Raw genomic sequence first — 21,981 nt, 5'->3', positions numbered from 1 at the left:
GCTACGCGCAGATTTTAAGTAAGTTCAATGGCGGTAATACTACCCGGTTTTGGCCAAAAGGTCTTAAAAACTTCCCGTTCGTCGTTTTGCAGTACGGTCACGATAAGCCGTATCGGGCCGCCGTGGGCAACGATGATAATTTCATTATGCGGAGCTGTAGCCTCACCATGCTCGACTATATCGGTATGCACGGCAACAATACGATTAAGCGTCCCGAGCACTCTTCTTTTAAACGCCTGCCAGGTTTCGCCGCCCGGGATATCGACCGTAAACGGGTCTTTGACCCATTGAGCAACGTACTCTTTATCAAGCGCCTCGATTTCGGCGTATGTCAGACCTTCCCAGGCTCCAAAATCAATTTCTCTGAACTCAGGCACCGGCACAACATCAACGCCATGTTGAGCTGCTATTAATTCAGCTGTTACTCGTGCGCGCCGCAAGTCTGACGAAAACACCGCCCGGACGTTCACCCCGGCTAACTGTTGTGCCGCCTCACGTGCTTGTCCCAAACCGATTTCCGAAAGATCGCCATCGGTTCTACCAAGGAATCGAGCCTGCACGTTGTATTCAGTTTCGCCGTGCCTGACAAGATAAAGTTTCATCATCCAATCTCCAGCTTACTACTTGGCGACTAGTGCGATTATAGCCATCACCAGTAACGCTGCGACTTCATTGATTTCAACAATCGCCCCGACCGTGTCCCCTGTAATTCCGCCGATCTTGCGGCCAACCATCACATTGAACGCAAGAGTTAAAGCGAGCGCGCTAAGCATCACGGGAACCGTCCACAATAACAGCAGCGACCCAACAACAACGAGCGTAATAATAGATGTCGCTATCACCACGCGCGTATCGCTAAGCCTGGTAAATGACTCGCCGAGCCCGCCGGAGCCTCTCGCATACCGCTGCGTACCGAGCGAGACACACGCCGACCAGCGCCCAATAACCGGGAATACAACGAGCGCGAGCACGGCGAGCCATGTGGATTGCCCAAGTATCTGTGCAAGAATTACGGCCTTTAGTAACAGAACGGCAACGATTGCCACGACCCCGAAACTGCCGATACGAGAATCCTTCATTATGTCGAGTATGCACTCCTTGCCCGTTCCGCCGAAAAGACCGTCGAACGTATCGGCGAGACCGTCGAGGTGCAGGCCGCGTGTGAGAACCGCCAGCGCGACTACGATGACGGCGCTTAGGGCGAGCGGCTCAAGAATGTTTTTCGCCAGCCATCCGATCGCCAAGAGAATTATGCCGATAATCGCTCCGACTACCGGGAAGAATACAACCGAGCCGCGAATCGTGCGGTCGTCGACTTCATCCTTCAGCCCGGCGGGAAGTATCGATAAAAATGATAACGCCAGCCGGAAAGCCCTTAACATAGCCCACCCCTGCTTGTTTGCTGTAATTGCACCATTTCGGCGTAGCTCTTTGCTTTAAACATTATATAATCAGTCTCGCTATTCTTTATCGCTGACTCCGGCTTCGCCGAATGTCGCCATTTCTTTTATAATTTTGGAAGCGGCTTCTACCATCATCATCGCCAGCGCCGCACCCGTACCTTCGCCGAGCCTCATGTCCATGAAGAGCATCGGCTTTAGCCCCAGGGTATCGAGAATTACTCTGTGGCCCGGCTCGACCGATACGTGTGAAGCAATCATGTAGCTTACCGCCTGGGGGCTCAGCTTACCCGCGACAAGTGCGGCCGCGCTCGATATAAACCCGTCCACAACAACAGGCACACGTCGCGCGGCCGCACCGAGTATCAACCCGGCGAGCGCGGCAATTTCCAGCCCGCCGACCTTAGCGAGCGTATCTATCGGATCGTCCGGGTTGGGCGCATGGAACTTAATCGCATCTTCGATCACGGCTTTTTTATGGGCCAGCGTTTTATCCTCGATACCCGTGCCGCGCCCCGCCACTTCTTCAACCCGCTTTCCGGTTAAGGCCGAAAGGAGCGCGGTACTCGCGGTTGTGTTTCCAATGCCCATATCACCCGTCGCCAGTAATTGCGCACCTGCGTCGATCTCAGAGTCGGCAATTTCAATGCCGACCTCAAGCGCTTGGATAGCTTCACGGCGCGTCATAGCCGATTGCCGTGCAAAATTTGCAGTGCCGGCGCGCACTTTTCTTCCAAATATTCCGGGATGCCGTATATCCGCCGCAACGCCGACATCGACAACGATTACCTTCGCGTCTGCGCAGTGTGCCAGCACGTTGATCGCAGCACCGCCGTTTACAAAATTAAGCAGCATCTGTGCCGTAACCTCTTGCGGGAATGCGGATACGCCTTCTTCGGTAACACCGTGGTCCCCCGCCATGACCACAATAGTTTTATTGCCAACATCGGCCAAAACACTACCGGTGATACCGGCGAGCTGTACCGATATATCTTCGAGCACGCCGAGGCTTCCCGGCGGCTTCGTGAGCCGCCTTTGCCGTACGCGTGCGGCTTGCATAGCGTCCCGGTCGAGCAGCCCAATGTTATCGAGTGTATCTTGCAGTAATCCCATATTTCAATCAACCTCTCTTGTACCGACTACACTATCCCACAGTTATCTTGCGCAAAACCGCTACCGCTCGTTTTAGTTCGTACTAAAATCTCTGCGCTTATAATGTTCATTATTAATCGCCGCGGTAACTGCGCGTTTTGCGCGTAAAAACAAAAACCCCTCGTTAAACGAGGGGTTTTAACATACTTGTTGTACAATGCATATTCTCACATAGCGATGCACAATTATTAACACTCCTTCCTCGTTGAGCGTCGTAATCGCCGAGGCAGGTCTCCTGGCTTACGGTTCATAACCGTCCCGCTCCTTCCCGAGCAACGCTCAGTGGCATCAGCGGGCGGCTCCCCGTTTACAGTGGCGGGCCCGCGCCGGATTCGCACCGGCTTCCCTATTCTCCGCTATTAAAGCGGCACCTCGGCACATATTCACTTTCCAAGATAACTGTATAAAGCAATCACGATGTTGTCAATCACGTGCCGCAAATGCTGTGAGTTCGCATAGATAATAACCACAGATTGCTACTTCATCGCATACCTTGTTCTAACTCCACAATGCACCTAGTTTACGTGCAGGCATGATCGGGAAAATCCATGTCGGACGACCTATCGAGAGAAGGAGTTTTTATGGCTCAGGAGATACCGTATCGCGAGCTCGGCTCAACCGGTGAGCAGGTATCGCTTATCGGTGTTGGTGGTTTCCATATCGGTATTCCGGAGAATCCGGCTGACGGCGTCGCGATAGTTCGCGCGGCAATCGACCGGGGCGTTAATTTCCTGGATAACAGCTGGGATTACCATAACGGGGAGAGCGAACGCCGCATGGGTAAAGCGCTCAAGGGCGGCTACCGCGATCGTGCCTTCCTCATGACCAAAGTAGACGGGAGAACGAACGAAGCCGCGCGCGAGCAGCTCGACGAAAGCCTCAGGCGGTTGCAGGTAGATCATATCGATCTCCTGCAAATTCACGAAGTAATCCGGCGGGACGACCCGGACCGTGTGTTTGCGCCCGGGGGAGCGATTGATGCCTTTGTTGACGCGCGGGATGCGGGCAAGATTCGCTTCATCGGCTTTACGGGCCATAAAGACCCGGATATCCACCTTAAGATGCTAAACCAGGGTTTTGCATGGGACACGGTGCAGATGCCGCTTAACGTACTCGATGCCCACCACTACCATAGCTTTGCCCGAAAAGTTCTGCCGGTACTGGTTGAGCGAAATATCGGCGTGCTCGGCATGAAACCTCTTAGCGCCGGCCGGCTGTTTAACACGCACACGGTGAGCGCGATAGACGCCCTCCATTACGCCATGAATCTCCCAACCGATGTCGTGATAACCGGTGTGCAGTCGATGCGTGACCTCGACCAGGCAATCGAGGCTGCAACAACGTTCCACCCGCTGAGCGATATCGAGGTTCAAGAAATCCTGAACCGCACCGCTCCGGTATCCGAAAACGGCAAATACGAAACGTACAAGACAACGACGGCACACGACAGTACGTCGATGCATCCCGAGTGGCTCGAGTCGGCATAGCAAATGCGCCGCCTTCGGGCGGCGCATTTGCTGTATGTTTAATACCAGAACTATGTGTGACTACTTACTAGGCAGCCATACGTTCTCTGCTCATTGCGCTCATTGCACGAGACCTGCTCATCCTCGCAGACCCAAGCCACCCGCCGAGTACGGCGGCAGCGAGGCTCAGAAGCGAACCGAGTAAGAAGTACCCGGCGTCCCGAGCCAACGTGGTTGCGACGGTACCGCCGATTGTCGCTGGGATACCAGTACGAAGCGCAGCTATAGAGTTAGCCGCTAAACCAAGTAAGCCCGCTCCGCCGATTAATCCGAAAAGAATGCCTGCTATGAGTGCAAATGCCCACACGACAACACCGTGCCATATACCATCACTTGTAAACTGGACATCCACCATTCGTGATGCTACATAACCACCGATAAAGCTCGCAATAACTGCACTGATCCCGGTCCAGACCGCAACACCCAAGCTAACACTTCTTAGAGCGGCAAGACTCGTTACGGTAGCCGTTCCAAATCCAACGGCCACACCGAATGCGCTCAACAGAATCTGTGCCGCTATAGCAACGAACACACCGGCTAACACGGCACTCCAGCTTACACGGCTATACCATGCAGGCGAAGCATTCGTACGCATCATCGGGGTCACGTTACCTCCCGTCATTGGCTGGTTCATCGGCTGATTCATTGGCTGGTTTTCGGGGACAGCGCGCGCTTCACGTCTCTGCTCAGCCATGATATTCGCCTCCTTACATTCAGAGTTACTTTCTTCTACATTTTACCCACGAAATTTCATAATTAACTATTTCGATTTATATAATAACCAGGGAAAATGAGTAGCTAAATCAAATTTGTTGCCCTTACTTGGTCATTTCTGTATTATAGAGGCCGCGTGCTTTGCAGCCTGTGCGCTGCAGTTTTATCAATTCCGCCGAGCGCTTCTCAGCGTTTTCCCTGCTACCGCTTGCAATTGAAATCGAGTAAGCGAACAACTATCCTTTTAGATGGCAACTTTGAATTTACTTGATTCGAGGTTTTTGATTCCTAGTGGATGTAGATTATTCGAAGCATTACTTTAAAGCTCTATACGTTCTAACATTTTTCTGCCTTTTCTTGAGCGCATTTTATGCTATTAACTATTTAGTATTGGCTCAAGGTCTAACAGACCAAACGGTCATCCGCCAAAAAAGCGGCCCTACATCCTCAAAAACACCAACCCAGATCGCCCTGGCAAAGCCAGCTGCACCGGCCGCCGTTGCCACTTCGCGAATTAATCAAACACGGTCATTTGCCCTATATGACGAGTTGGGCCGCCAGACGAAATCGCTTCCGGCAAACTTAAAAGCGGCCGGCAAATACTCGGATGTTTGGGTCGATAACGCAGAAACCATCCCGGCCCCGCTCTTGACCAAGCTCGTTAATCAAATCGACAACAAGATTTATCCGGTTGATGCGCGAAACTTCGCGACCGCCGCATGCCGCAAAAAGGTGCCGCGCATAGCTGTGCTTATTACGGATACAAATAATTTGGACGGATATTTTGATTCACGAGACGTCGAAGGTCAGAACCATCTGAATCTTATTTATTTAAATAGCCGCCTGGTAAAGAACAATATGCCCGAGGCCTTCAACACGATTACACATGAGTTCGAACACTTGTTGTTCTACCGCAGCGGCGGTGCCGATATCGAGTGGCTTGATGAGGGTATGGCCGTCTATTCTGAGTATATGAACGGCAATTTCCCGTCACTCTACGTCAACGAGTACTACAACCAACCCAACGTGCGGCTGGCCGGGCCGTTTTTGAATGAAAACAACTATTACGGCGCGGCGTTCACATTCGTTTCATTTGCCGTCGACCAGGTACAAAAATCGCATAAATCGGTTCCGCAGTTCTTCCAGGAACTTATCAACAGGTCGAATTCCGGCACCACCGGCATAAATGTTGTCCTCCACCGGTTTATCGAAAACAAACAGCTCGATTCATACGGCGAGATATACAGGACAACCCAGCTCAGGCGCTATGCTGCGTCAATAATACCGTAAACCGGTAGGCGTGTGCCAAGTACGCCCGGCGGAACATCGGTCAAGAAGGGCTGGTGGAATCAGCACGCAAGGGCTGTGTAATTATTTTACGCTAAACACATCACGCTGCTTGCCGCAAATCTAGTCGATTTCTGCCCCGGCGCGCTGCTCGTACTGGTGCAGTTCGTTCGTTTGACTCCCCCGCACGAGTGAGGTCACGACGCCAAGGCCCGCTATTGCGGCTCCAACGATAAACGACGTGTGAATCGCCGACGTTAGATGTATGTCCGCCGGGCCGTTTGGTGCAATCGTGTCCACTATTGCACCTGCCAGCGCTATACCCAGCACCATGCCCACATTACGCATAGTGCCCTGCATGCCCGACGCTATGCCGAGGCGGTTTTTTGGGACGGAACCCATAATCGCGCTCGAGTTCGGCGTTTGGAATAAACCCGACCCGAAACCTAGAACCCCCAGTAACACGGCGATAGGCATAACACCCATGGCAACACTAGTCTGTGACAAACCGATCAATGCCAGCATCGTAACGCCGAGCCCGAGCGATGACAGCAACCTCGAGCCGATCCGGTCCGATAGCGCACCCGAAATCGGCGCCACAATCGCGATTGTCAACGGAATTGCCGTCATGATCGTACCGGCTTTTTGAGGTGTCTCTTTTAGCACATATATCAGATAGAACGGTATAAGAAATGTTACTACGAACATCGCCGCATAGTTGATAAACGCACTCACGTTTGCCGCGCTAAATAATCTCAATTTAAAGAGTGATAGATCGAGCATCGGATCTTCTTCCCTTTTCTCGACCATGATGAACAGCACACTAAAGAGTATGGCGGTAACATATAGCGCGATCGTAGTTGTTGACGACCAGCCCCATCTATCCCCCATACTTAAAGCTAGAAGCAGCGAAAGCAGCGCCGCAAATGCCGTACCGGCGCCCATGTAATCGAACCGTTTGCTCGTGCTGGGCTTACTTTCTCGCAGAATCAACGAGGCCACCGTAACTGCGACAATGCCGATAGGCACATTTACGTAGAATATCCATCGCCATCCGAAATTCGACAGGATAATGCCGCCCAGAAAAGGGCCCACGGTTAAGCCTATCGATACGGCTACCCCGATCATACCGAGCGCCTTTCCCCGATCTTTGGGTGGAAACGCGTCGGTTAGTATTGCCGGCGCGGTAGACATCAAGCATGTGGCTCCGAGCGCTTGGATCACCCGGAAGGCGATAAGCTGCTGAATGTCGCCTGCAAGCCCGCACAACGCAGAAGCCGTCGTGAATGTTACGAATCCGGCAATATAAATACGCTTGTGCCCGATCATATCGCCGAGCCTGCCTGCCGTAAGAAGCAGCGACGACGTCGCCAGCAGATACGCGGTGGCGACCCAGCCGATGGTCGTGATATCGACCGAGAAGAATTTCGAGAGCGTCGGCATCGCGATATTAACGATGCTTGAATCGAGCGGCGCCATGAACGTGCCAATAAACACCGTTGCTAAAACGAACCAATGATAATTGCTGTCTGTAATAGAGTTTCTTCTAGGCAAATTCATACATACGGTCTTTCCGCTGCTATACGGTCTTGTTGCTACGCGCTCACGCTTACTCGGTAAGCTGGTACGCCGCAATAGCTACCGCAATAATGATAAATAAAGGGTTCATCGGCCTGCTTACGAGGCCTGCCCCAACAAGACCGGCCAATGTCGTCACACCGGCTATCGCCATGAAGGCCGGGCCTCGATTTCCCTGGGCGCCTTTTTTCACTGCGAGGCCTACTAAGTATCCTAAAAACAGCCCGACCAGGAAAAATCCTCCGACTGAAAAGCCGAGAATGAGGCCGCCAATGAATGAAGCCCCTAAGCCCGCCGCAGCTGCCCCCACATATTGGAGCGGTTTCCCGTGCCGCAACATTCCCTTGTTTGGCGTCGCACATTCCTTACATTTTATGCCGACCGGCGTGTATACCATGCATTCGGGGCATATCCCTTCGCCGCAATTCGCGCACGATACGTTGGTTTCACGATTCAGATGATTTTTACACTGCATTTTGATCACTCAAATAATAAAAAATCGGCGGTTGGATTCGCCGTATTTACTAGTTTAGCAGTGCGGTTACCGTGGGTCAAAAGCAAGCAGCTAATAGTTTGTGCGAAGTAGCTTGCTAGTTTATAGCCCTGCAATATATATAATATTTAACTCACCCGATACCTTATAGCGATAAGAACCATCATGATCGACGTGCTGATTCGTTGAAGTTGTTTATGCATGTGGAGGCCACGACTACCTAGACGCTTTCGTCCTGCACTATAACGGTTCCGCTTTGAGGCAGCAAATGAAGTAAAAAGAGTAAGGATAATTCCTTAAGCCTCAATCTTAAATCCCATTTTCTCTCAGGACTGCCTCGACAACCTCGTTGACACTACTGCCGGCGGCCGTCGGCGGCCGCTGAACTATGACGACGTGTATACCCAGTTTGCTCGCTGCATCAAGCTTCTCATTGAGGCCGCCTGCGCGTCCGCTCTCCTTGGTAACCAGAACATCGATGCCAAGCCGCTTCCAGAGTTCGTAATTATCTTCAACGTTATACGGCCCTGTTCCCGTGACGACCTCGTCATCTGCAAACCCCGCTTGCTTACAAATCTCAATTGACTCTTCTTGCGGCAGGATCCGGATATAGAGCTTCCTTCCGGTTCGCTGTGCTTCGCTTCTAAATACTTTCGCGTCCTTCGACCCGGTCGCACAAAATATTATCTTGCCGATCTCGCATGCTTTTCTAATCGCGTCTAAGCTAGAGCTAACGGCATGTATTGTTTCACCGGCGTTCCAGGTTGCGGTTTCGCGCTCGATAGCTATGTAGCGAGCGCCGGTCATCCGGCACGCCGTACGTGCATTTTCACTGATAACGGTTGCATGCGGGTGCGTGGCATCGATAACGACCTTGATAGTATTTTCGTTTATCAGCTCGATAAGCTCTTCGAGCGTTAGCCTACCTGAAATGTGATTAACGAGCTCATGCCGGGGGATAAAACTACCGGCATATGCATAAGCGGTACTTATAGTTACATACTGCCCTTTATCTATAAGCTTTGCTAATACTTGCGTGCCTTCGGTCGTTCCTCCAAGGATGAGGATCATAATTTATATCCTCGCGGCGTTATCATCTTCCCGTTCCTAACATATGTTTGACTGTTGCCGATGATAACCGTCGTGTTCATATCGATGGGTAATTCAACGAAGCTGACCAGATCGCTGATGATGTAACGCTGCTCCGCGCCCTCGCGAGCATACAAACCGACCGGGGTTCTCACGTCTCGAAATTGTATAAAGATATCACGAGCGGTCTTTATCTGCCATTTTCTCTTTGAACTCTTCGGGTTGTAGAGGGCGACCACAAAGTCGGCCGATGCCGAAGCGCGAAGACGCTTCTCGATTACTTCCCAGGGAGTAAGCAAATCGCTCAGGCTTATGACCGCAAAATCATGCATGAGCGGCGCACCAAGTGCCGATGCCGCTGCGTTAACCGCACTCACACCGGGAATGACTTCAATGTCGATGTCTTCGTGCTCGCCCACGAGTTCGAGGACAAGACCGGCCATTCCGTATACGCCGGGGTCGCCGCTGCTTACCAGGGTCACAAGTTTACCGCCAACGGCAAGCTCGATCGCTTTTTGGCAGCGCTCTATCTCTTTCCGCATCCCGAATTGATAGACTTCCTTCCCATCCACCAATTCTGAAACGGCTCGTATATAGCTTTTATAACCGACTATGGCGTCGCTTGCTTCTAATGCCTCTTTGGCATCACACGTCATGTAGCCCTCGCTGCCGGGGCCGAGGCCGACGACTAAGATTCCGCCTCTGCCATCGCAACGGTTACCCTTCCAAAGACCGTTTTCGGAAGTATCAACGCTCCACCCTTCGAGGCCAGTATCGCTGCGGGTTCGCATACTCCTCCTGTTCCTACCGTATCTCTCACAAAATCGGAAGAGCCCGGTGCGTGCGCATCAAGCTCGCTTGCCGGGAAGAAAACAACATCAACATTGTAAACTTTGGCGGCTTCGGACAGCGCTGCTTCATCTCGCTTAATATCAATGCTCGCAAAGCCTCTTACATTGTACGCGTGCAAGCCTACCATATCCAGCGCTTTTTCTATGGCCTCTTGCACTTCAGCAACAGCAACGCCTCGCCTGCAGCCGATCCCGACATAGATTTGCCTCGGCTGCAAAACTAACATGTTTTGCTCTAAATCGCTTGCGGCTTTTGTTATGATAGCTTCAATCTTTTGGGCCGCTGCTTCATCTGTCGAGGTTATCATATCCCCTGCGGTGCTCGGTACAATTACGATATGCGAATAGGCGCCGGCGTGTGGTTCAATTTCGCTAAGCGGACGTATATCGTACGCTTTGCGTAACCTCTCATCCCAATCCGCAAGCGGTAAGTTCGTAAAGACGCACGCGCTTTCTCCGCGCAGAATTGCTGCTGTTATGCTTCGAAACGCGGCCATATCGCCGGTTCGAAAACCCATATCTTTCGTGAACAGGTCGAGTGCGGGTAAGCCGGCTCGGTCGGTAGCGGTCGTTATGACGGGAACCGCGCCTGTGGCGCCGGCTATCCTCATGGTAAGGGCATTGGCGCCCCCCACATGACCCGATAGAAGGCTTATCGCAAATGATGCCGTGTCATCGACAACGATAACGGCGGGATCGGTTGTTTTTGCCTGGATATGCGGGGCTATCGCACGCACGGCGATACCCGTCGCCGACACAAAGACCAGGGCATCGTATCGCGCAAATGCATCGCGGACCGCATCCAGCAACCAGGGCGGCTTTTGCTCGGTATCTGCGACTTTGGTCTGCACCGGTTTTGGTGCTTTGTATATTGTGACACTATCGTTAAGACCGGCGTCTATGTTGTTCGCAATGCGTTCGCCGTTTTCCGTAACGGCGAATACGGCGATTTTCATAATGAACCTCTAAGTCTTGGCTTGGCGCCTCTTTATATTACTCGATGGCGCCTCTATACCCGTGGTCGAAAGACGGATCGTAGAGCTTCGATAGCTCGTACTCAAACTCGAGGACGCCGCCGACGATAATCATGGCCGTCTTTCTAATGCCTGCGTTCGATACTTTCTCTGCTATGGTATCGAGCGTGCCGCGAACCACGCGTTGGTCGGGTAACGAAGCGTGCTCCACCACCGCAATGGGCGTGTCGCCGCTATACCCGGATTTTAGCTCTTTTACCAGGTCGTAGATCATCTGGACGCTTAAAAATATACACATCGTGGCATCATGCACGGCGAGCGACGCTATGTCCTGACCGGCAGGAACCGGTGTCCGTCCCGCCATCCTCGTGATGATCACGGTCTGCGATACGGCGGGCAGCGTCAGTTCTACGCCGAGTACCGCCGCAGCCGCGCTAAACGAACTTACACCCGGAATAACTTCGTACTCGATCCCCTGGCTTTCCAACCAGTCTATCTGCTCTTTTATCGCCCCGTAAAGGCTGGGTTCACCCGAATGCAAGCGCACAACCGTTTTGCCGTCCTGCACCGCAGCCTTGTATAGCGCTAAGATTTCCGGGAGATTCAGTGGGGCGCTGTCGTGCAACTCGCAACCGGGTTTGCAATTATCAAGCAATAGCGGATTAATAAGCGAGCCCGCATAGATTACGACGTCCGCCTCGGTAATAAGTCGTTTACCCTTAACGGTAATAAGATCGGGGTCGCCCGGCCCTGCTCCAATAAAATATACCTTCATCCAGCGCCTCCTACTTTATGCTGCGATACCTATTCCTAGTGTTTTTCCTTTAGCTTTTACTTTAATTTTTACTTTACGCCATGTGTTTTTATGATAACCGTGGACAAATATCCTGCCGATTTCAACTCTTCATTCGATAGGTTCGATAAACCTTTGATAATCGCCTCCCGGCTTGCCTGTGATACTCTTTGCACAAGAACCGCGTCTTTTTCCAGGCCGAGCTCGGCAAGCGCCTCTATGAGCCGGGGCAATTTGCCGCCCACTTTCATAAGGATGATTGTATCGGCTTGCCCCGCATACGAGTGCAGCACGTCAAAGTTGTCCGGTACAGGCATGATCACTACGCTTTCATCGCCTATCGCCAGCGGAACACCGGCGGCCGATGCCGACGCAAAAACCGAGCTGATTCCGGGTACTGTCTCGATTGCGATCTCTGGATATTTTGCCCGCAGACATTCGTATAGGTAAATGTATGTGCTGTAAAAGAACGGATCGCCTAGCGTTATAAACGCCGCGTCTTTTCCTTCACTCAGAATCTGAGCGATTTCGTCTGTTGCTCTGTTCCAATGCGCGTCCAGGTCGTTCGGGTCTTTAGTCATAGGGAAATCGAGCTCTCGCACGTCAGCCGTACCATCGAGTATGGGTTTGACGATGGCAAGTGCCAGACTGTCGCGCTTCGGAGCCGGGCGCGGTGCAAAGATCACATCGACCGAATTCAGAATGCGAACCGCTTTTAGTGTTAAGAGTTCGGCGTCACCCGGACCGATCCCAAGCCCGTATAGCTTACCCCATATCATACCATTACCCCTCGACCTCTATATACAATACGCACGATTCAAGCCCATTCATTGAGGCAAGCTCTTGAACTGTGGTGTCTATAACCTGCTGATTTGGGTACGATAGATGCATTCCTGCTACCGCTCTACCCGCTATGCCGAGGCTGAGTAGGTAACGAGCGACGATCTCGCCGGTAAGCGATGTATCCGTTAGTATGCAAATCTTCTTGTGACCCTGCGCCGCTACGTCGAGCACGTCGATCGGGCGCCCGTGAACCGAAATAAATTTCACGTCGTACCAGCTCTCGCCGATAAGACCGAAGAGCAACTGCATAGAGCTGATACCGGGAACCGCGCTTACCTCGATGTCGGGCATACGAGTCCGGATTGTCTGCAGTAAGCTATAAAAACCGGGGTCGCCGCTTACTAATACAGCGACATGCTTTTCGCAGTTTTTGCGTATCAGCGACAGCGTTGTATCGATATTGCCGGTTACCTCGTACACTTCTTTACCGGAGATCCCGATTACGCCCGGCAACACCGCGATATCCAATACCCGCCGTGCGCCGATCACAATGTCGGACTCTTGTATGCTCTGTTTGGCTGCGGGCGTTACGTACTCGCGGCTGCCCGGCCCCATTCCAATTACCGTTACCATTTCGCTTCCCTTACGATCTTCTTTGCCGCCGTATCGGTGGCGACTATATCGCCTGACAGCACCGTTATTGCGGTGCCGATATCGATCTTGTTATCTACGCAAGCACGCGCCTGGTTTGTCGCTTCCTCAGCGAATTTGTCGAGGATGCGTGCGTAGCCCATCTTTGATAGGCCTTGTGCCGCTTCTTCGGCCGTATTTACCTTAAGCATATACATCATCGGCGCAACGTCGCGCGTATGCTGCCGCATGAGTCTCTTCATTATCTCGACCGGATCATCGGTTTCGCCGCTGTGCGTATCGAAATAGCCGCCGGCAACCTTTATGATTTTGCCGATGTGGCCGACCAGGACCACACGCTGAATTCCTCTTTTAACGCAGCAGGTAAGCATGTCACCCACAAAGTTGCTCATCTGAATTACCGCGTCTTCCGGAAATTTTAGTTTCTTTCGCGCTACTCTCTCGCCCATATTTCCCGGCACCAAAGCGACTGTTGTGTAACCCGCAGCCCGAGCGATATCTATCTGCGGTACGAGAGAGGCTTTAAGGCTTGCGACCGACATCGGCCGCACAATACCTGTCGTACCCAATATAGAAATCCCCCCGACTATACCCAAGCGCGCATTGAACGTCTTTTTGGCTCGCTCGGCGCCCTCGGGGGCGTAAATCGTTACTGTTACACCACGATCGCTGGGGATAATCGCGCCAACGTTATTTTGAATCATGCTACGGGGAACCGGATTTATTGCATACTCTCCGACCGCGATGGCGAGGCCCGGTTTCGTTACTATTCCAATCCCTTCGCCTGCGGTTATGGTAACTCCGGCTTGCTCCGACCACTCGACCTTCGCGAAAATTATCATCCCGTCGGTCGTATCCGGGTCGTCACCGGCATCTTTTGTGACGCCGCACGATGCTTCACCGGCTGCAATGTGAGGCTCGACAAGGCCGAATGTCGCTTTCACCCGCCCCGGCAGCGTTACTTCTATGCTCCCAACAGGCGCGCCGCTGGTAAGCATTTGCGCCGCCGCAGTCGCGGCGGCAGTAGCGCACGTACCGGTCGTATATCCTTGTCTGAGCCGCCTGTTAGCAAAGCCGGTCTTCGATACCGTTCTCATAATGTCCGTCCAAGCCTTGTCACATTGGAGTTATTCTTTGAGTTGCCAATTTCAGCACGGCGTTTGCCGCCGCGACTGCGAGCGCGCTGCCGCCGCGCGTCCCCCGAACGGTTATATACGGTAAACCGGACGCACGAAGCGCTTCTTTAGATTCGGCGGCACCGACGAAACCAACCGGTGTGCCGATTACAAGCGCCGGTTTCTCGAACCCTTCTTGGACCATGCTTAAAAGCTCGAATAGCGCCGTCGGCGCGTTACCGATCACAACAATACCGTTCGCAATGTGGTTGGCGCGCGACCTTATGCCTACGGCGCTTCGCGTCTTTTTTAACGTCTCCGCCTCTGTAATGACTTCCGGGTCGTTTACCTTGCAGAGCACCTCGTTATTATACACCTTTGCGAGTGCCGTGCTTATACCGGTTGCCGCCATTTGCACGTCTGTAATAATAGCGCAGGGCTCACGAATCGCACGGACACCGGCGTCGATGGCGCCGTCGCTTATATCAATCGCGCTTAATAGCTGTACATCGCCGCTTGCGTGGATCATTCTAGTCACAACTGCACGCTCCACCTCGCTCAGCGCACGTAAATCTACCAGACCTTCTATAATCCTAAAGCTCTCTTCCTCGATCTGCCGGGGCTCTTGAAGTTTTTTGCTGCCATCCCCGGTTATATTGCATGCTCCCGGTGCGCTATTCGCACCTCCTTCATCGTTTGCGTCTTCTTGGTTTTTCATACTGTCCGAGGCTTTGATATGAGCGCGGTCGGCTAGAATCTCGACAATTCTGTCGTCTGCACCGATGTGTTCGGCTAGGGTAATTGAAACACTCGGGTGCTTTCGCTTTTCATCGGATATAATTTCCGGGATATCTTGGCGCATATGGTTGCCCTCTATAAGGAAAAAGGGCAGAATTACGATATCGTTTATTCCGCCGCTTATAAGCGATTCGATCGCATCGGGAAGCGTCGGCGTATTAAACTGGAGTGCGGCGTATCTAACCTGGTCGAGCCGTAGCCTTCTCTTTAAGGAATTTGTAATATCTTTGAGAGTCTCGACGGTCTCGGGCACCTTGCTCCCGTGTCCTAAAACAATAAAACCAGTGCTCATTCAATCTCCTTCTCGGATCGGTTCTCGATTAGCTCAACCGGCATGCCGATACAAATCGCCCGGCAATTTGCGGATTGCCCGCAAAATGCAGGTGTATATACGACGCTAGTGTGTTCTTATAGATAAAACCTTCTTCGGCGCCGTTGTCTAGCCGGTACGCCGCGCTTAACTGCTCCCCTACGCGCGCTATTTTTGAATAGTGGAACTCGTGGCCTCGCACTACCTCACCCGGTACCGTTACGACAGAGTCGGTTAACATCGTGGCCTCGCGATAACCAAGCGTCGGGCGCTGCTGCATCTTGTAGTCTACTAGAAGCGCCCCGCACATACTGTGCGTGCGGCCGTCAAAGTTCTCAATCGCACTGGACAGGTATATCAACCCGCCGCACTCAGCATAGACCGGCATACCGTCTTCTACGGCGCATCGGATTTCTGAAGCCATCGTCTGGTTTGCCGCAAGTTCCTGTGCATATACCTCCGGATACCCGCCGCCCAGGTAAAGCCCATCGATATCTTCGGGCAGATGCGGGTCGCTAAGCGGGCTGAAGAACACCAGATCGGCGCCGGATTCACGGAGCCGGTCGAAATTATCGTGGTAGTAAAAACTAAACGCTTTATCAAGCGCAATGCCGATTTTTACATGATCCCCCGCAGTGCGATTTTTATAGTTTGCACTTTGAGCGGGCGCCAGGTCGCCCGCGCCCCTCGCGATTGAAAGAATCGCGTCTATATCGATACCCCGCTCGCCCATATCCGCGAGCGTATCGACGTAATGTTGAGGCGGCATTATCTCTTGCCGGGTAACAAGACCTAAATGGCGCTCCGGGATACGAATGGATGTGTTGCGGCGGATAGCGCCTACAACGGGTAAATCGGTCGCCTGTTCGATGGCGTGCCGCACCATCGCCTCGTGACGGTCGCTTCCCACGTTGTTCATAATAAAGCCCTGTAGGTTCACCCCCGGGTCGAGGTGCTTATATCCGAATGCAATCGCGCCTGCACTCTCTCCCATACGGGCGCAATCGATAACGAGAACAACCGGGCTGCCGATGACTTTCGATACTTCCGCAGTGCTGCCTGCGGCGTTATCCGCTTTACCATCGAACATACCCATAACGCCCTCGATCACCGAAATGTCGGCCGATTTGGCCGAATTTATTAAGCAGGAGGCGACGGCCTCTTTGCCCACCATCCAGGTATCGAGATTTCGCCCGTACCGTCCGGTAACCGTGTGATAGTATCCCGGATCGATAAAATCGGGTCCTACCTTAAACCCTTGAACAACAAGGCCGCGACGCGTCATCGCCGCCATGATTGCAAGTGATAGTGTTGTCTTGCCCGCGCCGCTCGAAACCCCGGCTATCACGACCCGTGGATATATAGTTGAGCTTGTATCAGTCATATGTTAACGCACCGTCCCTAAATAATATTCGCGAAGCGCCGCAATAAGCTTATCGTTTTCCTCCGGCAGCTTAACCGCTATCCTGAAATACCGCTCGTCAAGACCTGTGAACGTACTGCAATCCCGCACGGCCAAACCCTTGCGTAAGAGCTGCCGCTGCAGAACCTGCGATGTCACCCCGCCGTTCTCGATCCGGACAAATATGAAATTCGCTTCCGGCATAAACGGCGTCAAATCCTCGATTTGGGAAAGCTCATTAAACACCCGCTGCGCCTCGTGTGATAGTTTCGCCGTGCTCTCCGCCACAAAGGCTTCATCACCAATCGCGGCACGACCGGCGGCTAACGCGACCGTGTTTACGCTCCACGGAAACTTCGCTTCTTTGATTCTACCCGCATTTTCCAGTGAGGAGACCAAATACCCGAGACGCAATCCGGGGATGCTGAATGTTTTCGTAAGCGACCGTATGATAACGATGTTGCAGCGCTCCTGCGCCTCTACGATCAGCGAGTTCTTATCCGCATCCTTCGTGAACTCGATGAATGCTTCGTCGATAACCCACATCGTATGCGGGGTTGCATCGATAAAGGCTAGTAATTCGTTTTTACTGAGACGGTAGCCGCAGGGGTTATTGGGGTTGCCCAGTAGTACCATATTTGCCTCAGTGTGATAAAAGCCGTTTCTGAGCACAACGTTCCTAAGAGTTCTGTATACCGATTCTCTTGAGAATGCGCTGCAATACTCTATCTCAATCCCCGTTTTTAGAAGCGCGATTTCGTACTCCGTAAAACTCGGGACAATAAGGAACGCTCGTGCCGGCTTAAATACTTGCGGGACGAGCGAGATGAGCTCGATCGCACCGTTGCCCACAACGACCGAATCGGGAGGGATATCGAGCTTACCGGCTATGGATTCAGCCAGCGATTCCCCATCCTGTTCGGGATATTCGTTGATATTTGCAAGGGCTTGCCGTGCCGCCTTAATGACGCTTGCGGGAGGGCCGTATGGGTTAATGTTGGAACTAAAATCGATAATGTCCCGCACTTCGATGCCGAGTTCTTGTGCCAGCTGTTTAGCGTTGCCGCCGTGTTTCGTAAGGTGTTGATTATGCAAGCGTTCCGATAGGCTCACGTCTTATTCACCACCACCGGATCGGCGGTTGCTTCTCTCGCGCCCCCGTTAATAACCGAGACTACATACGCATCCCAGGTGCGCGGTACCAGGTACGCTATCTTATCGAGCAAGCGCCCGGCATAACCACGCTCGGCCAATATGCCCATGACTGTGCCGCTGTGGGCGACGTTAACGCCAAGTGCACCGCGCCGCTTGGTCGCATCTATAACGTCCTGCAGATCTCGCTTAGGTAAGATTGCCTGATTGGCAACCGCACTTATAGTCGCCGCCTCACCGATTAGTTTAATATCCAGGGACTGCAGGCCGACAACCGCCATTTCATACGCCTCTCGAACGATGTAGGTATCAAGCATTGGTGTCTCTTTCGCGCGGTTGAAGGTTACGGTATCGACAATTGCCGTCGGCTCGAGGACTATAACATCGATGGGCGGTGCGTCGCTGATTCGCTCGCAAACCTCCCCATTAATGTGATCGAACGCAAAAATACCGCTGAAAAGCGTGCCGTCTGTGGGCTCAACCGCAAGTGCGATCTGCGCCAACTCGCGCTCCGTCACCGTACGTTCGCAAGCCATATATAGCGCTGAAAGCGCGGCACCGATGTCTGCGGTGCTGCTGGCCATGCCTTTACCGTGCGGCAGATCGCTTGAGATTTCGATTTCAGCACTGTTTACCGTACCGATCAACTCAAGAGCCTTCGTTACCGCGTCCGCGGTTTTATTAAGACCTGCCGGCGCCTGCAAGCCTCCCCGCGGCTTCACGCGTACGTGGGCTATTGAAAATCTATTAATCGGGCAGGTTATATGAATATCATGGCTGTCTATTATGCCCTGGACAAGCTCGCCGCAGCTCCCAGGCATTGCGATGGTAGCCTTCATCAAAACTCGATCCCCCGGCGTGCGTGTATGCCCTGTTCAAACGGGTGTTTTGTCATCTTGCACTCGGATACATAATCGGCTTTATCTATCAGCGCTTGCGGAGCATTCCGACCGGTAAACACCAGCTCGATTTTCCCTTTACAGGCATCGATAAGGCGTTCAACGGCGGCCGGCTGCGCCAGCCCCATAGAAAGCGCCAAGTTGATCTCGTCTAAAACAATCAGGTTGCATGCGCCCTGTTGGGCCAACCGCTCGGCCTCTTGAATTCCCTGTGCGATCTCCCGTTCAATATCTTCTTCCGGTTCGTGGTTTTGAGCCAGCAGGTTACCGCCGAAACGTTTTACCGTCACGTTGCTACAGCGTTTGATCGCGGTTATCTCCGGCGATTCCTCGGTCTTTGCCTTCATGAACTGGATGATGCAAACGCTAAATCCGGCTCCGGCCGCACGAAGCGCGAGCCCGATTGCCGCCGTTGTCTTACCTTTTCCATCGCCCGTATAAATATGTAATAAGCCAAGCCCTGCTTTGTTATCCATGGTTACCTCGGAATAAAATCTACAACATAGATGAACGCCCGCCCTAGCAGGATAGTTAAGGCCGACGAAATAAACACCAGATGGTTTACCTCATCTATAATTTTCTCGCTCAGCGCACCCTTGCCATCCCCGATAAAGCCGGTTTTCCGCGGGACACCTGCATAATAATTAGTACCGCCGAGCTTCAGGCGAAACACTCCCGCGATTGCCGCCTCAGGAAATCCGCTGTTTGGGCTGGCATGGCGTCGTGCGTCACGCCTGGCGATCCTAAACGCGCCGGTTGCATCGCGACCGTATAGTAATGCGGATAAACCTATAATTGCGACCGAAATACGGGCGGGTATGTAATTTACCAGGTCATCGAGCTTTGCGGCCGCCCATCCGAAATCCCCGTAGCGCTCGTTTTTATAGCCGATCATCGAATCCATCGTGTTAATCGCTTTATACGCCATCGCGAGCGGCGCCCCACCGATCAGCGCAAAAAGTATCGGGGCAATCACCCCGTCGACGGCGTTTTCGGCAACCGACTCGATTGTCGCCCGAATAATGTCGCGCTTTTTCATCGCGGCGGTATCTCTGCCGACTATCCGCCCGACTCTGGTTTTGGCTTCGTTTATATCCCCGTTCGATAACGCTTCCGCCACGTCTTTGGCGCTGCCTACGAGTGCCTTCGTTGCGATTGTGGTGGATAGCAGCACGATAGAAACGATAAAGCCAGCGGTTCGATGGGCAAGCATAGCGGCCCAAATAATTCCCCAAGTAACAACCGTCGACACGGCAACGACAATTATAACGAGCAATGCTCCGCGAAGCTTCTGCTGAATGGACTTTGCGCCCTCGGAATATAGCATGCGCTCAAGCCGCAATATGAGCCTCCCGATAAGTACAACCGGGTGCGGGATGCCGCGAGGTTCTCCAATGATGGCATCTATCATGTAGGCTATCGCAACCTGGACCCACATACCCCTGCTCCTATTATTCCCTCAATACTCTCTATATCCAGGCTGTTTATTACCGTATCGGCCAGATAATCGAGTTGCTCTTGCCTGTGCACACTGTAATCGATTCCGCTGCTGTCTGCGCCAAGCCCTTTTTGTGATTTGATATAGTCTATAAGCGATTTTCGCAGGGCGCCGTTATCAAACAGGCCGTGAATGTAAGTGCCGAATACCAAGCCGTCCTTTGAAACACAACCATCGGAAATATCGCACGCGTCTGAACCGCGCTTTATAATTCTAAATGCTTCTTTCGCGCCCCGAAAGAGCACCGTCTCGCCCATGTGTATCTCGTAACCGTTGATGTTGGCACCCCGTACCGGGCTAAAGATGCTTCCTTCGCCCTCGACCCGAGCTTTCACTTGAACCGTCACTTTTGACGGGTTTAACCGCGTTTCGCATTCGAGCAAACCGATACCTGCAACCCTGCGCTGATCGGATTCTATACCGTACTCGTCGCTAATTGTATGGCCGAGCATCTGGTATCCCCCGCATATGCCGGCCACCGGTACGCCACGCGCATAACAGTGCCGCACCTCTTCCGACATGCCGCTTTTGTTTAGCGTTGTCATATCTTCCATTGTGTTCTTGGTGCCGGGGATGATAACCAGATCGGCGTTATCAATGGGTTCACCGGGCGCAACATAGCTAATTGCTACCCCGGGCTCGTGTGCGAGTGCATCTATGTCGGTAAAGTTTGCAATATGGGGCAGTCGCACGATCGCTATATTAATAATGGGGTTGCTTACCCTATTCGTCTTCTCAAGCGCCAGCGAGTCCTCACTGTCGAGCTTTAAATCCATAAGATACGGGACAATCCCGAGCACCGGCTTGCCGGTTTTTGCCGTAAGGAACTCTATCCCCGAATCGAGCAGAGTTACATCGCCTCTGAATTTGTTTATTATGAGCCCTTTTACTATGGCGCGCTCATCCGGCTCAAGCAGCTCAATCGTACCCACGAGCGAAGCAAAAACACCGCCGCGGTCTATGTCGCCGACCAGCAATACCGGCGCCTTCGCGAGCTTTGCGACGCGCATATTGACGATATCTTCGCTCTTTAGGTTAACCTCGGCCGGGCTACCGGCACCTTCGATAATAACCAGATCATATGTTGTCCGCAAGCGGTGTAACGATTCCTCAACGATGGCAATAAGGTCGGTCTTCTCCCGGTAATACTCGCGGGCGGATAGCGTTTTATATACCTTACCTCGAACAATCACCTGCGAGCGTTGTTTATCGGTTGGTTTTAGTAGAATCGGATTCATGTCGACGGTCGGCTCAATGCGCGCCGCGTCGGCTTGGAGGGCTTGAGCCCGCCCAATTTCATCCCCGTCGAGTGTCGCAAATGAGTTAAGCGCCATATTCTGGCTCTTAAACGGAGCGACCCGGACACCTTTGCCGGCAAAAATACGGCAGAGCGCAGCGACAAGCAAGCTCTTCCCGGAATCTGATGATGTTCCCTGAACCATCAATGTTTTCGCCAACATTTATACGGTCTCCTCTGTGGCGCTACGTAACCGCTTTGCTAGGTCATAAGCCTAAC

The 21,981-nt window shown here is 52.7% G+C and carries 22 protein-coding genes and 1 riboswitch; of the genes, 2 read left to right on the top strand and 20 right to left on the bottom strand.

Annotated elements, in window-relative coordinates:
- Positions 1 to 14: 14 nt before the first annotated feature.
- The 3 genes from VGK02_02515 to cobT form a co-directional block, all read right to left on the bottom strand.
- Positions 15 to 605, bottom strand: coding sequence for a histidine phosphatase family protein (locus VGK02_02515; protein HEY3373921.1), 591 nt, complete (start codon positions 603 to 605; stop codon positions 15 to 17).
- A gap of 15 nt (positions 606 to 620) precedes the next feature.
- Positions 621 to 1,382, bottom strand: a complete 762-nt coding sequence (cobS, locus tag VGK02_02510; protein ID HEY3373920.1) for an adenosylcobinamide-GDP ribazoletransferase — start codon at positions 1,380 to 1,382, stop codon at positions 621 to 623.
- A 78-nt stretch (positions 1,383 to 1,460) separates the two neighbouring features.
- On the bottom strand, positions 1,461 to 2,513 hold the full coding sequence (gene cobT / locus VGK02_02505) for a nicotinate-nucleotide--dimethylbenzimidazole phosphoribosyltransferase (protein HEY3373919.1): 1,053 nt from the start codon (positions 2,511 to 2,513) through the stop codon (positions 1,461 to 1,463).
- Between the two features lie 246 nt (positions 2,514 to 2,759).
- A riboswitch (cobalamin riboswitch) is annotated at positions 2,760 to 2,942 on the bottom strand.
- 191 nt (positions 2,943 to 3,133) lie between these two features.
- On the opposite strand from cobT, the gene VGK02_02500 reads away from it, so the two are divergent.
- Positions 3,134 to 4,039: an aldo/keto reductase gene (locus tag VGK02_02500; GenBank protein ID HEY3373918.1), complete on the top strand. Its 906-nt coding sequence runs from the start codon at positions 3,134 to 3,136 to the stop codon at positions 4,037 to 4,039.
- 67 nt (positions 4,040 to 4,106) lie between these two features.
- Here VGK02_02500 and VGK02_02495 read toward each other — a convergent pair whose 3' ends face one another.
- On the bottom strand, positions 4,107 to 4,772 hold the full coding sequence (locus tag VGK02_02495) for a hypothetical protein (GenBank protein HEY3373917.1): 666 nt from the start codon (positions 4,770 to 4,772) through the stop codon (positions 4,107 to 4,109).
- 311 nt (positions 4,773 to 5,083) lie between these two features.
- Here VGK02_02495 and VGK02_02490 point away from each other — a divergent pair, with 311 nt between their 5' ends.
- Positions 5,084 to 6,082 carry a hypothetical protein gene (locus tag VGK02_02490; GenBank protein ID HEY3373916.1) on the top strand — a complete coding sequence of 333 codons (999 nt, stop codon included), beginning with the start codon at positions 5,084 to 5,086 and terminating at the stop codon, positions 6,080 to 6,082.
- 120 nt (positions 6,083 to 6,202) lie between these two features.
- Here VGK02_02490 and VGK02_02485 read toward each other — a convergent pair whose 3' ends face one another.
- From VGK02_02485 to VGK02_02410, 16 genes are all read right to left on the bottom strand, one after another.
- Positions 6,203 to 7,639, bottom strand: a complete 1,437-nt coding sequence (locus tag VGK02_02485) for an MFS transporter (protein HEY3373915.1) — start codon at positions 7,637 to 7,639, stop codon at positions 6,203 to 6,205.
- Positions 7,640 to 7,688: 49 nt separating this feature from the next.
- Positions 7,689 to 8,132, bottom strand: a complete 444-nt coding sequence (locus VGK02_02480) for a hypothetical protein (protein ID HEY3373914.1) — start codon at positions 8,130 to 8,132, stop codon at positions 7,689 to 7,691.
- A gap of 327 nt (positions 8,133 to 8,459) precedes the next feature.
- On the bottom strand, positions 8,460 to 9,221 hold the full coding sequence (gene cobK / locus VGK02_02475; GenBank protein ID HEY3373913.1) for a precorrin-6A reductase: 762 nt from the start codon (positions 9,219 to 9,221) through the stop codon (positions 8,460 to 8,462).
- Positions 9,218 to 10,030, bottom strand: a complete 813-nt coding sequence (gene cobJ / locus VGK02_02470; protein HEY3373912.1) for a precorrin-3B C(17)-methyltransferase — start codon at positions 10,028 to 10,030, stop codon at positions 9,218 to 9,220. Before cobJ ends, cobK begins: the two co-directional genes overlap by 4 nt.
- A complete protein-coding gene (locus VGK02_02465; protein HEY3373911.1) occupies positions 9,928 to 11,046 on the bottom strand; it encodes a cobalt-precorrin 5A hydrolase in 1,119 nt (372 codons plus the stop codon). The genes cobJ and VGK02_02465 overlap by 103 nt, the downstream gene beginning before the upstream one ends.
- A 37-nt stretch (positions 11,047 to 11,083) precedes the next feature.
- Positions 11,084 to 11,839 (bottom strand): precorrin-4 C(11)-methyltransferase, encoded by a 756-nt coding sequence (cobM, locus tag VGK02_02460; GenBank protein HEY3373910.1) that lies wholly within the window; start codon positions 11,837 to 11,839, stop codon positions 11,084 to 11,086.
- A gap of 68 nt (positions 11,840 to 11,907) precedes the next feature.
- Entirely contained in the window at positions 11,908 to 12,636 is a 729-nt protein-coding gene (cobI, locus tag VGK02_02455; protein HEY3373909.1) for a precorrin-2 C(20)-methyltransferase, read from the bottom strand.
- A 4-nt stretch (positions 12,637 to 12,640) separates the two neighbouring features.
- Positions 12,641 to 13,273, bottom strand: coding sequence for a precorrin-6y C5,15-methyltransferase (decarboxylating) subunit CbiE (gene cbiE / locus VGK02_02450; GenBank protein HEY3373908.1), 633 nt, complete (start codon positions 13,271 to 13,273; stop codon positions 12,641 to 12,643).
- The gene (gene cbiD / locus VGK02_02445) at positions 13,267 to 14,388 is read right to left on the bottom strand and encodes a cobalt-precorrin-5B (C(1))-methyltransferase CbiD (GenBank protein ID HEY3373907.1); all 1,122 of its coding nucleotides are present in this window, start codon (positions 14,386 to 14,388) and stop codon (positions 13,267 to 13,269) included. Before cbiD ends, cbiE begins: the two co-directional genes overlap by 7 nt.
- A gap of 19 nt (positions 14,389 to 14,407) precedes the next feature.
- On the bottom strand, positions 14,408 to 15,496 hold the full coding sequence (locus VGK02_02440) for a precorrin-8X methylmutase (protein HEY3373906.1): 1,089 nt from the start codon (positions 15,494 to 15,496) through the stop codon (positions 14,408 to 14,410).
- 28 nt (positions 15,497 to 15,524) lie between these two features.
- Entirely contained in the window at positions 15,525 to 16,898 is a 1,374-nt protein-coding gene (locus VGK02_02435) for a cobyrinate a,c-diamide synthase (protein HEY3373905.1), read from the bottom strand.
- 3 nt (positions 16,899 to 16,901) lie between these two features.
- Complete coding sequence (gene cobD / locus VGK02_02430; GenBank protein HEY3373904.1) at positions 16,902 to 18,029, bottom strand: threonine-phosphate decarboxylase CobD; 1,128 nt, start codon at positions 18,027 to 18,029, stop codon at positions 16,902 to 16,904.
- Positions 18,026 to 18,907: a hypothetical protein gene (locus VGK02_02425; protein ID HEY3373903.1), complete on the bottom strand. Its 882-nt coding sequence runs from the start codon at positions 18,905 to 18,907 to the stop codon at positions 18,026 to 18,028. The genes cobD and VGK02_02425 overlap by 4 nt, the downstream gene beginning before the upstream one ends.
- Positions 18,907 to 19,443, bottom strand: a complete 537-nt coding sequence (locus VGK02_02420) for a cob(I)yrinic acid a,c-diamide adenosyltransferase (GenBank protein ID HEY3373902.1) — start codon at positions 19,441 to 19,443, stop codon at positions 18,907 to 18,909. Before VGK02_02420 ends, VGK02_02425 begins: the two co-directional genes overlap by 1 nt.
- A gap of 2 nt (positions 19,444 to 19,445) precedes the next feature.
- A complete protein-coding gene (cbiB, locus tag VGK02_02415; protein HEY3373901.1) occupies positions 19,446 to 20,405 on the bottom strand; it encodes an adenosylcobinamide-phosphate synthase CbiB in 960 nt (319 codons plus the stop codon).
- Entirely contained in the window at positions 20,384 to 21,925 is a 1,542-nt protein-coding gene (locus tag VGK02_02410; GenBank protein HEY3373900.1) for a cobyric acid synthase, read from the bottom strand. The genes cbiB and VGK02_02410 overlap by 22 nt, the downstream gene beginning before the upstream one ends.
- Between the last annotated feature and the right edge of the window lie 56 nt (positions 21,926 to 21,981).

The organism is Candidatus Aquicultor sp. (assembly GCA_036504445.1).
Classification (GTDB): Bacteria; Actinomycetota; Aquicultoria; order Aquicultorales; family Aquicultoraceae; genus DASXVE01.
The sequence above is the reverse complement of the archived record's forward strand: the minus strand, read 5'-3'. Positions and strand labels throughout refer to the sequence as shown.

Coding starts and splice junctions, on each gene's coding strand:
- VGK02_02435 (HEY3373905.1), bottom strand. CDS start 16,898: ATGACTGATACAAGCTCAACTATATATCCACGGGTCGTGATAGCCGGG.
- VGK02_02515 (HEY3373921.1), bottom strand. CDS start 605: ATGATGAAACTTTATCTTGTCAGGCACGGCGAAACTGAATACAACGTG.
- VGK02_02420 (HEY3373902.1), bottom strand. CDS start 19,443: ATGGATAACAAAGCAGGGCTTGGCTTATTACATATTTATACGGGCGAT.
- VGK02_02425 (HEY3373903.1), bottom strand. CDS start 18,907: ATGAAGGCTACCATCGCAATGCCTGGGAGCTGCGGCGAGCTTGTCCAG.
- cobI (HEY3373909.1), bottom strand. CDS start 12,636: ATGATATGGGGTAAGCTATACGGGCTTGGGATCGGTCCGGGTGACGCC.
- VGK02_02465 (HEY3373911.1), bottom strand. CDS start 11,046: ATGAAAATCGCCGTATTCGCCGTTACGGAAAACGGCGAACGCATTGCG.
- VGK02_02500 (HEY3373918.1), top strand. CDS start 3,134: ATGGCTCAGGAGATACCGTATCGCGAGCTCGGCTCAACCGGTGAGCAG.
- VGK02_02410 (HEY3373900.1), bottom strand. CDS start 21,925: ATGTTGGCGAAAACATTGATGGTTCAGGGAACATCATCAGATTCCGGG.
- cobJ (HEY3373912.1), bottom strand. CDS start 10,030: ATGCGAACCCGCAGCGATACTGGCCTCGAAGGGTGGAGCGTTGATACT.
- cobM (HEY3373910.1), bottom strand. CDS start 11,839: ATGAAGGTATATTTTATTGGAGCAGGGCCGGGCGACCCCGATCTTATT.
- cobK (HEY3373913.1), bottom strand. CDS start 9,221: ATGATCCTCATCCTTGGAGGAACGACCGAAGGCACGCAAGTATTAGCA.
- cbiB (HEY3373901.1), bottom strand. CDS start 20,405: ATGTGGGTCCAGGTTGCGATAGCCTACATGATAGATGCCATCATTGGA.
- VGK02_02485 (HEY3373915.1), bottom strand. CDS start 7,639: ATGAATTTGCCTAGAAGAAACTCTATTACAGACAGCAATTATCATTGG.
- cbiE (HEY3373908.1), bottom strand. CDS start 13,273: ATGGTAACGGTAATTGGAATGGGGCCGGGCAGCCGCGAGTACGTAACG.
- cobS (HEY3373920.1), bottom strand. CDS start 1,382: ATGTTAAGGGCTTTCCGGCTGGCGTTATCATTTTTATCGATACTTCCC.
- VGK02_02440 (HEY3373906.1), bottom strand. CDS start 15,496: ATGAGCACTGGTTTTATTGTTTTAGGACACGGGAGCAAGGTGCCCGAG.
- cobT (HEY3373919.1), bottom strand. CDS start 2,513: ATGGGATTACTGCAAGATACACTCGATAACATTGGGCTGCTCGACCGG.
- VGK02_02495 (HEY3373917.1), bottom strand. CDS start 4,772: ATGGCTGAGCAGAGACGTGAAGCGCGCGCTGTCCCCGAAAACCAGCCA.
- cbiD (HEY3373907.1), bottom strand. CDS start 14,388: ATGAGAACGGTATCGAAGACCGGCTTTGCTAACAGGCGGCTCAGACAA.
- VGK02_02480 (HEY3373914.1), bottom strand. CDS start 8,132: ATGCAGTGTAAAAATCATCTGAATCGTGAAACCAACGTATCGTGCGCG.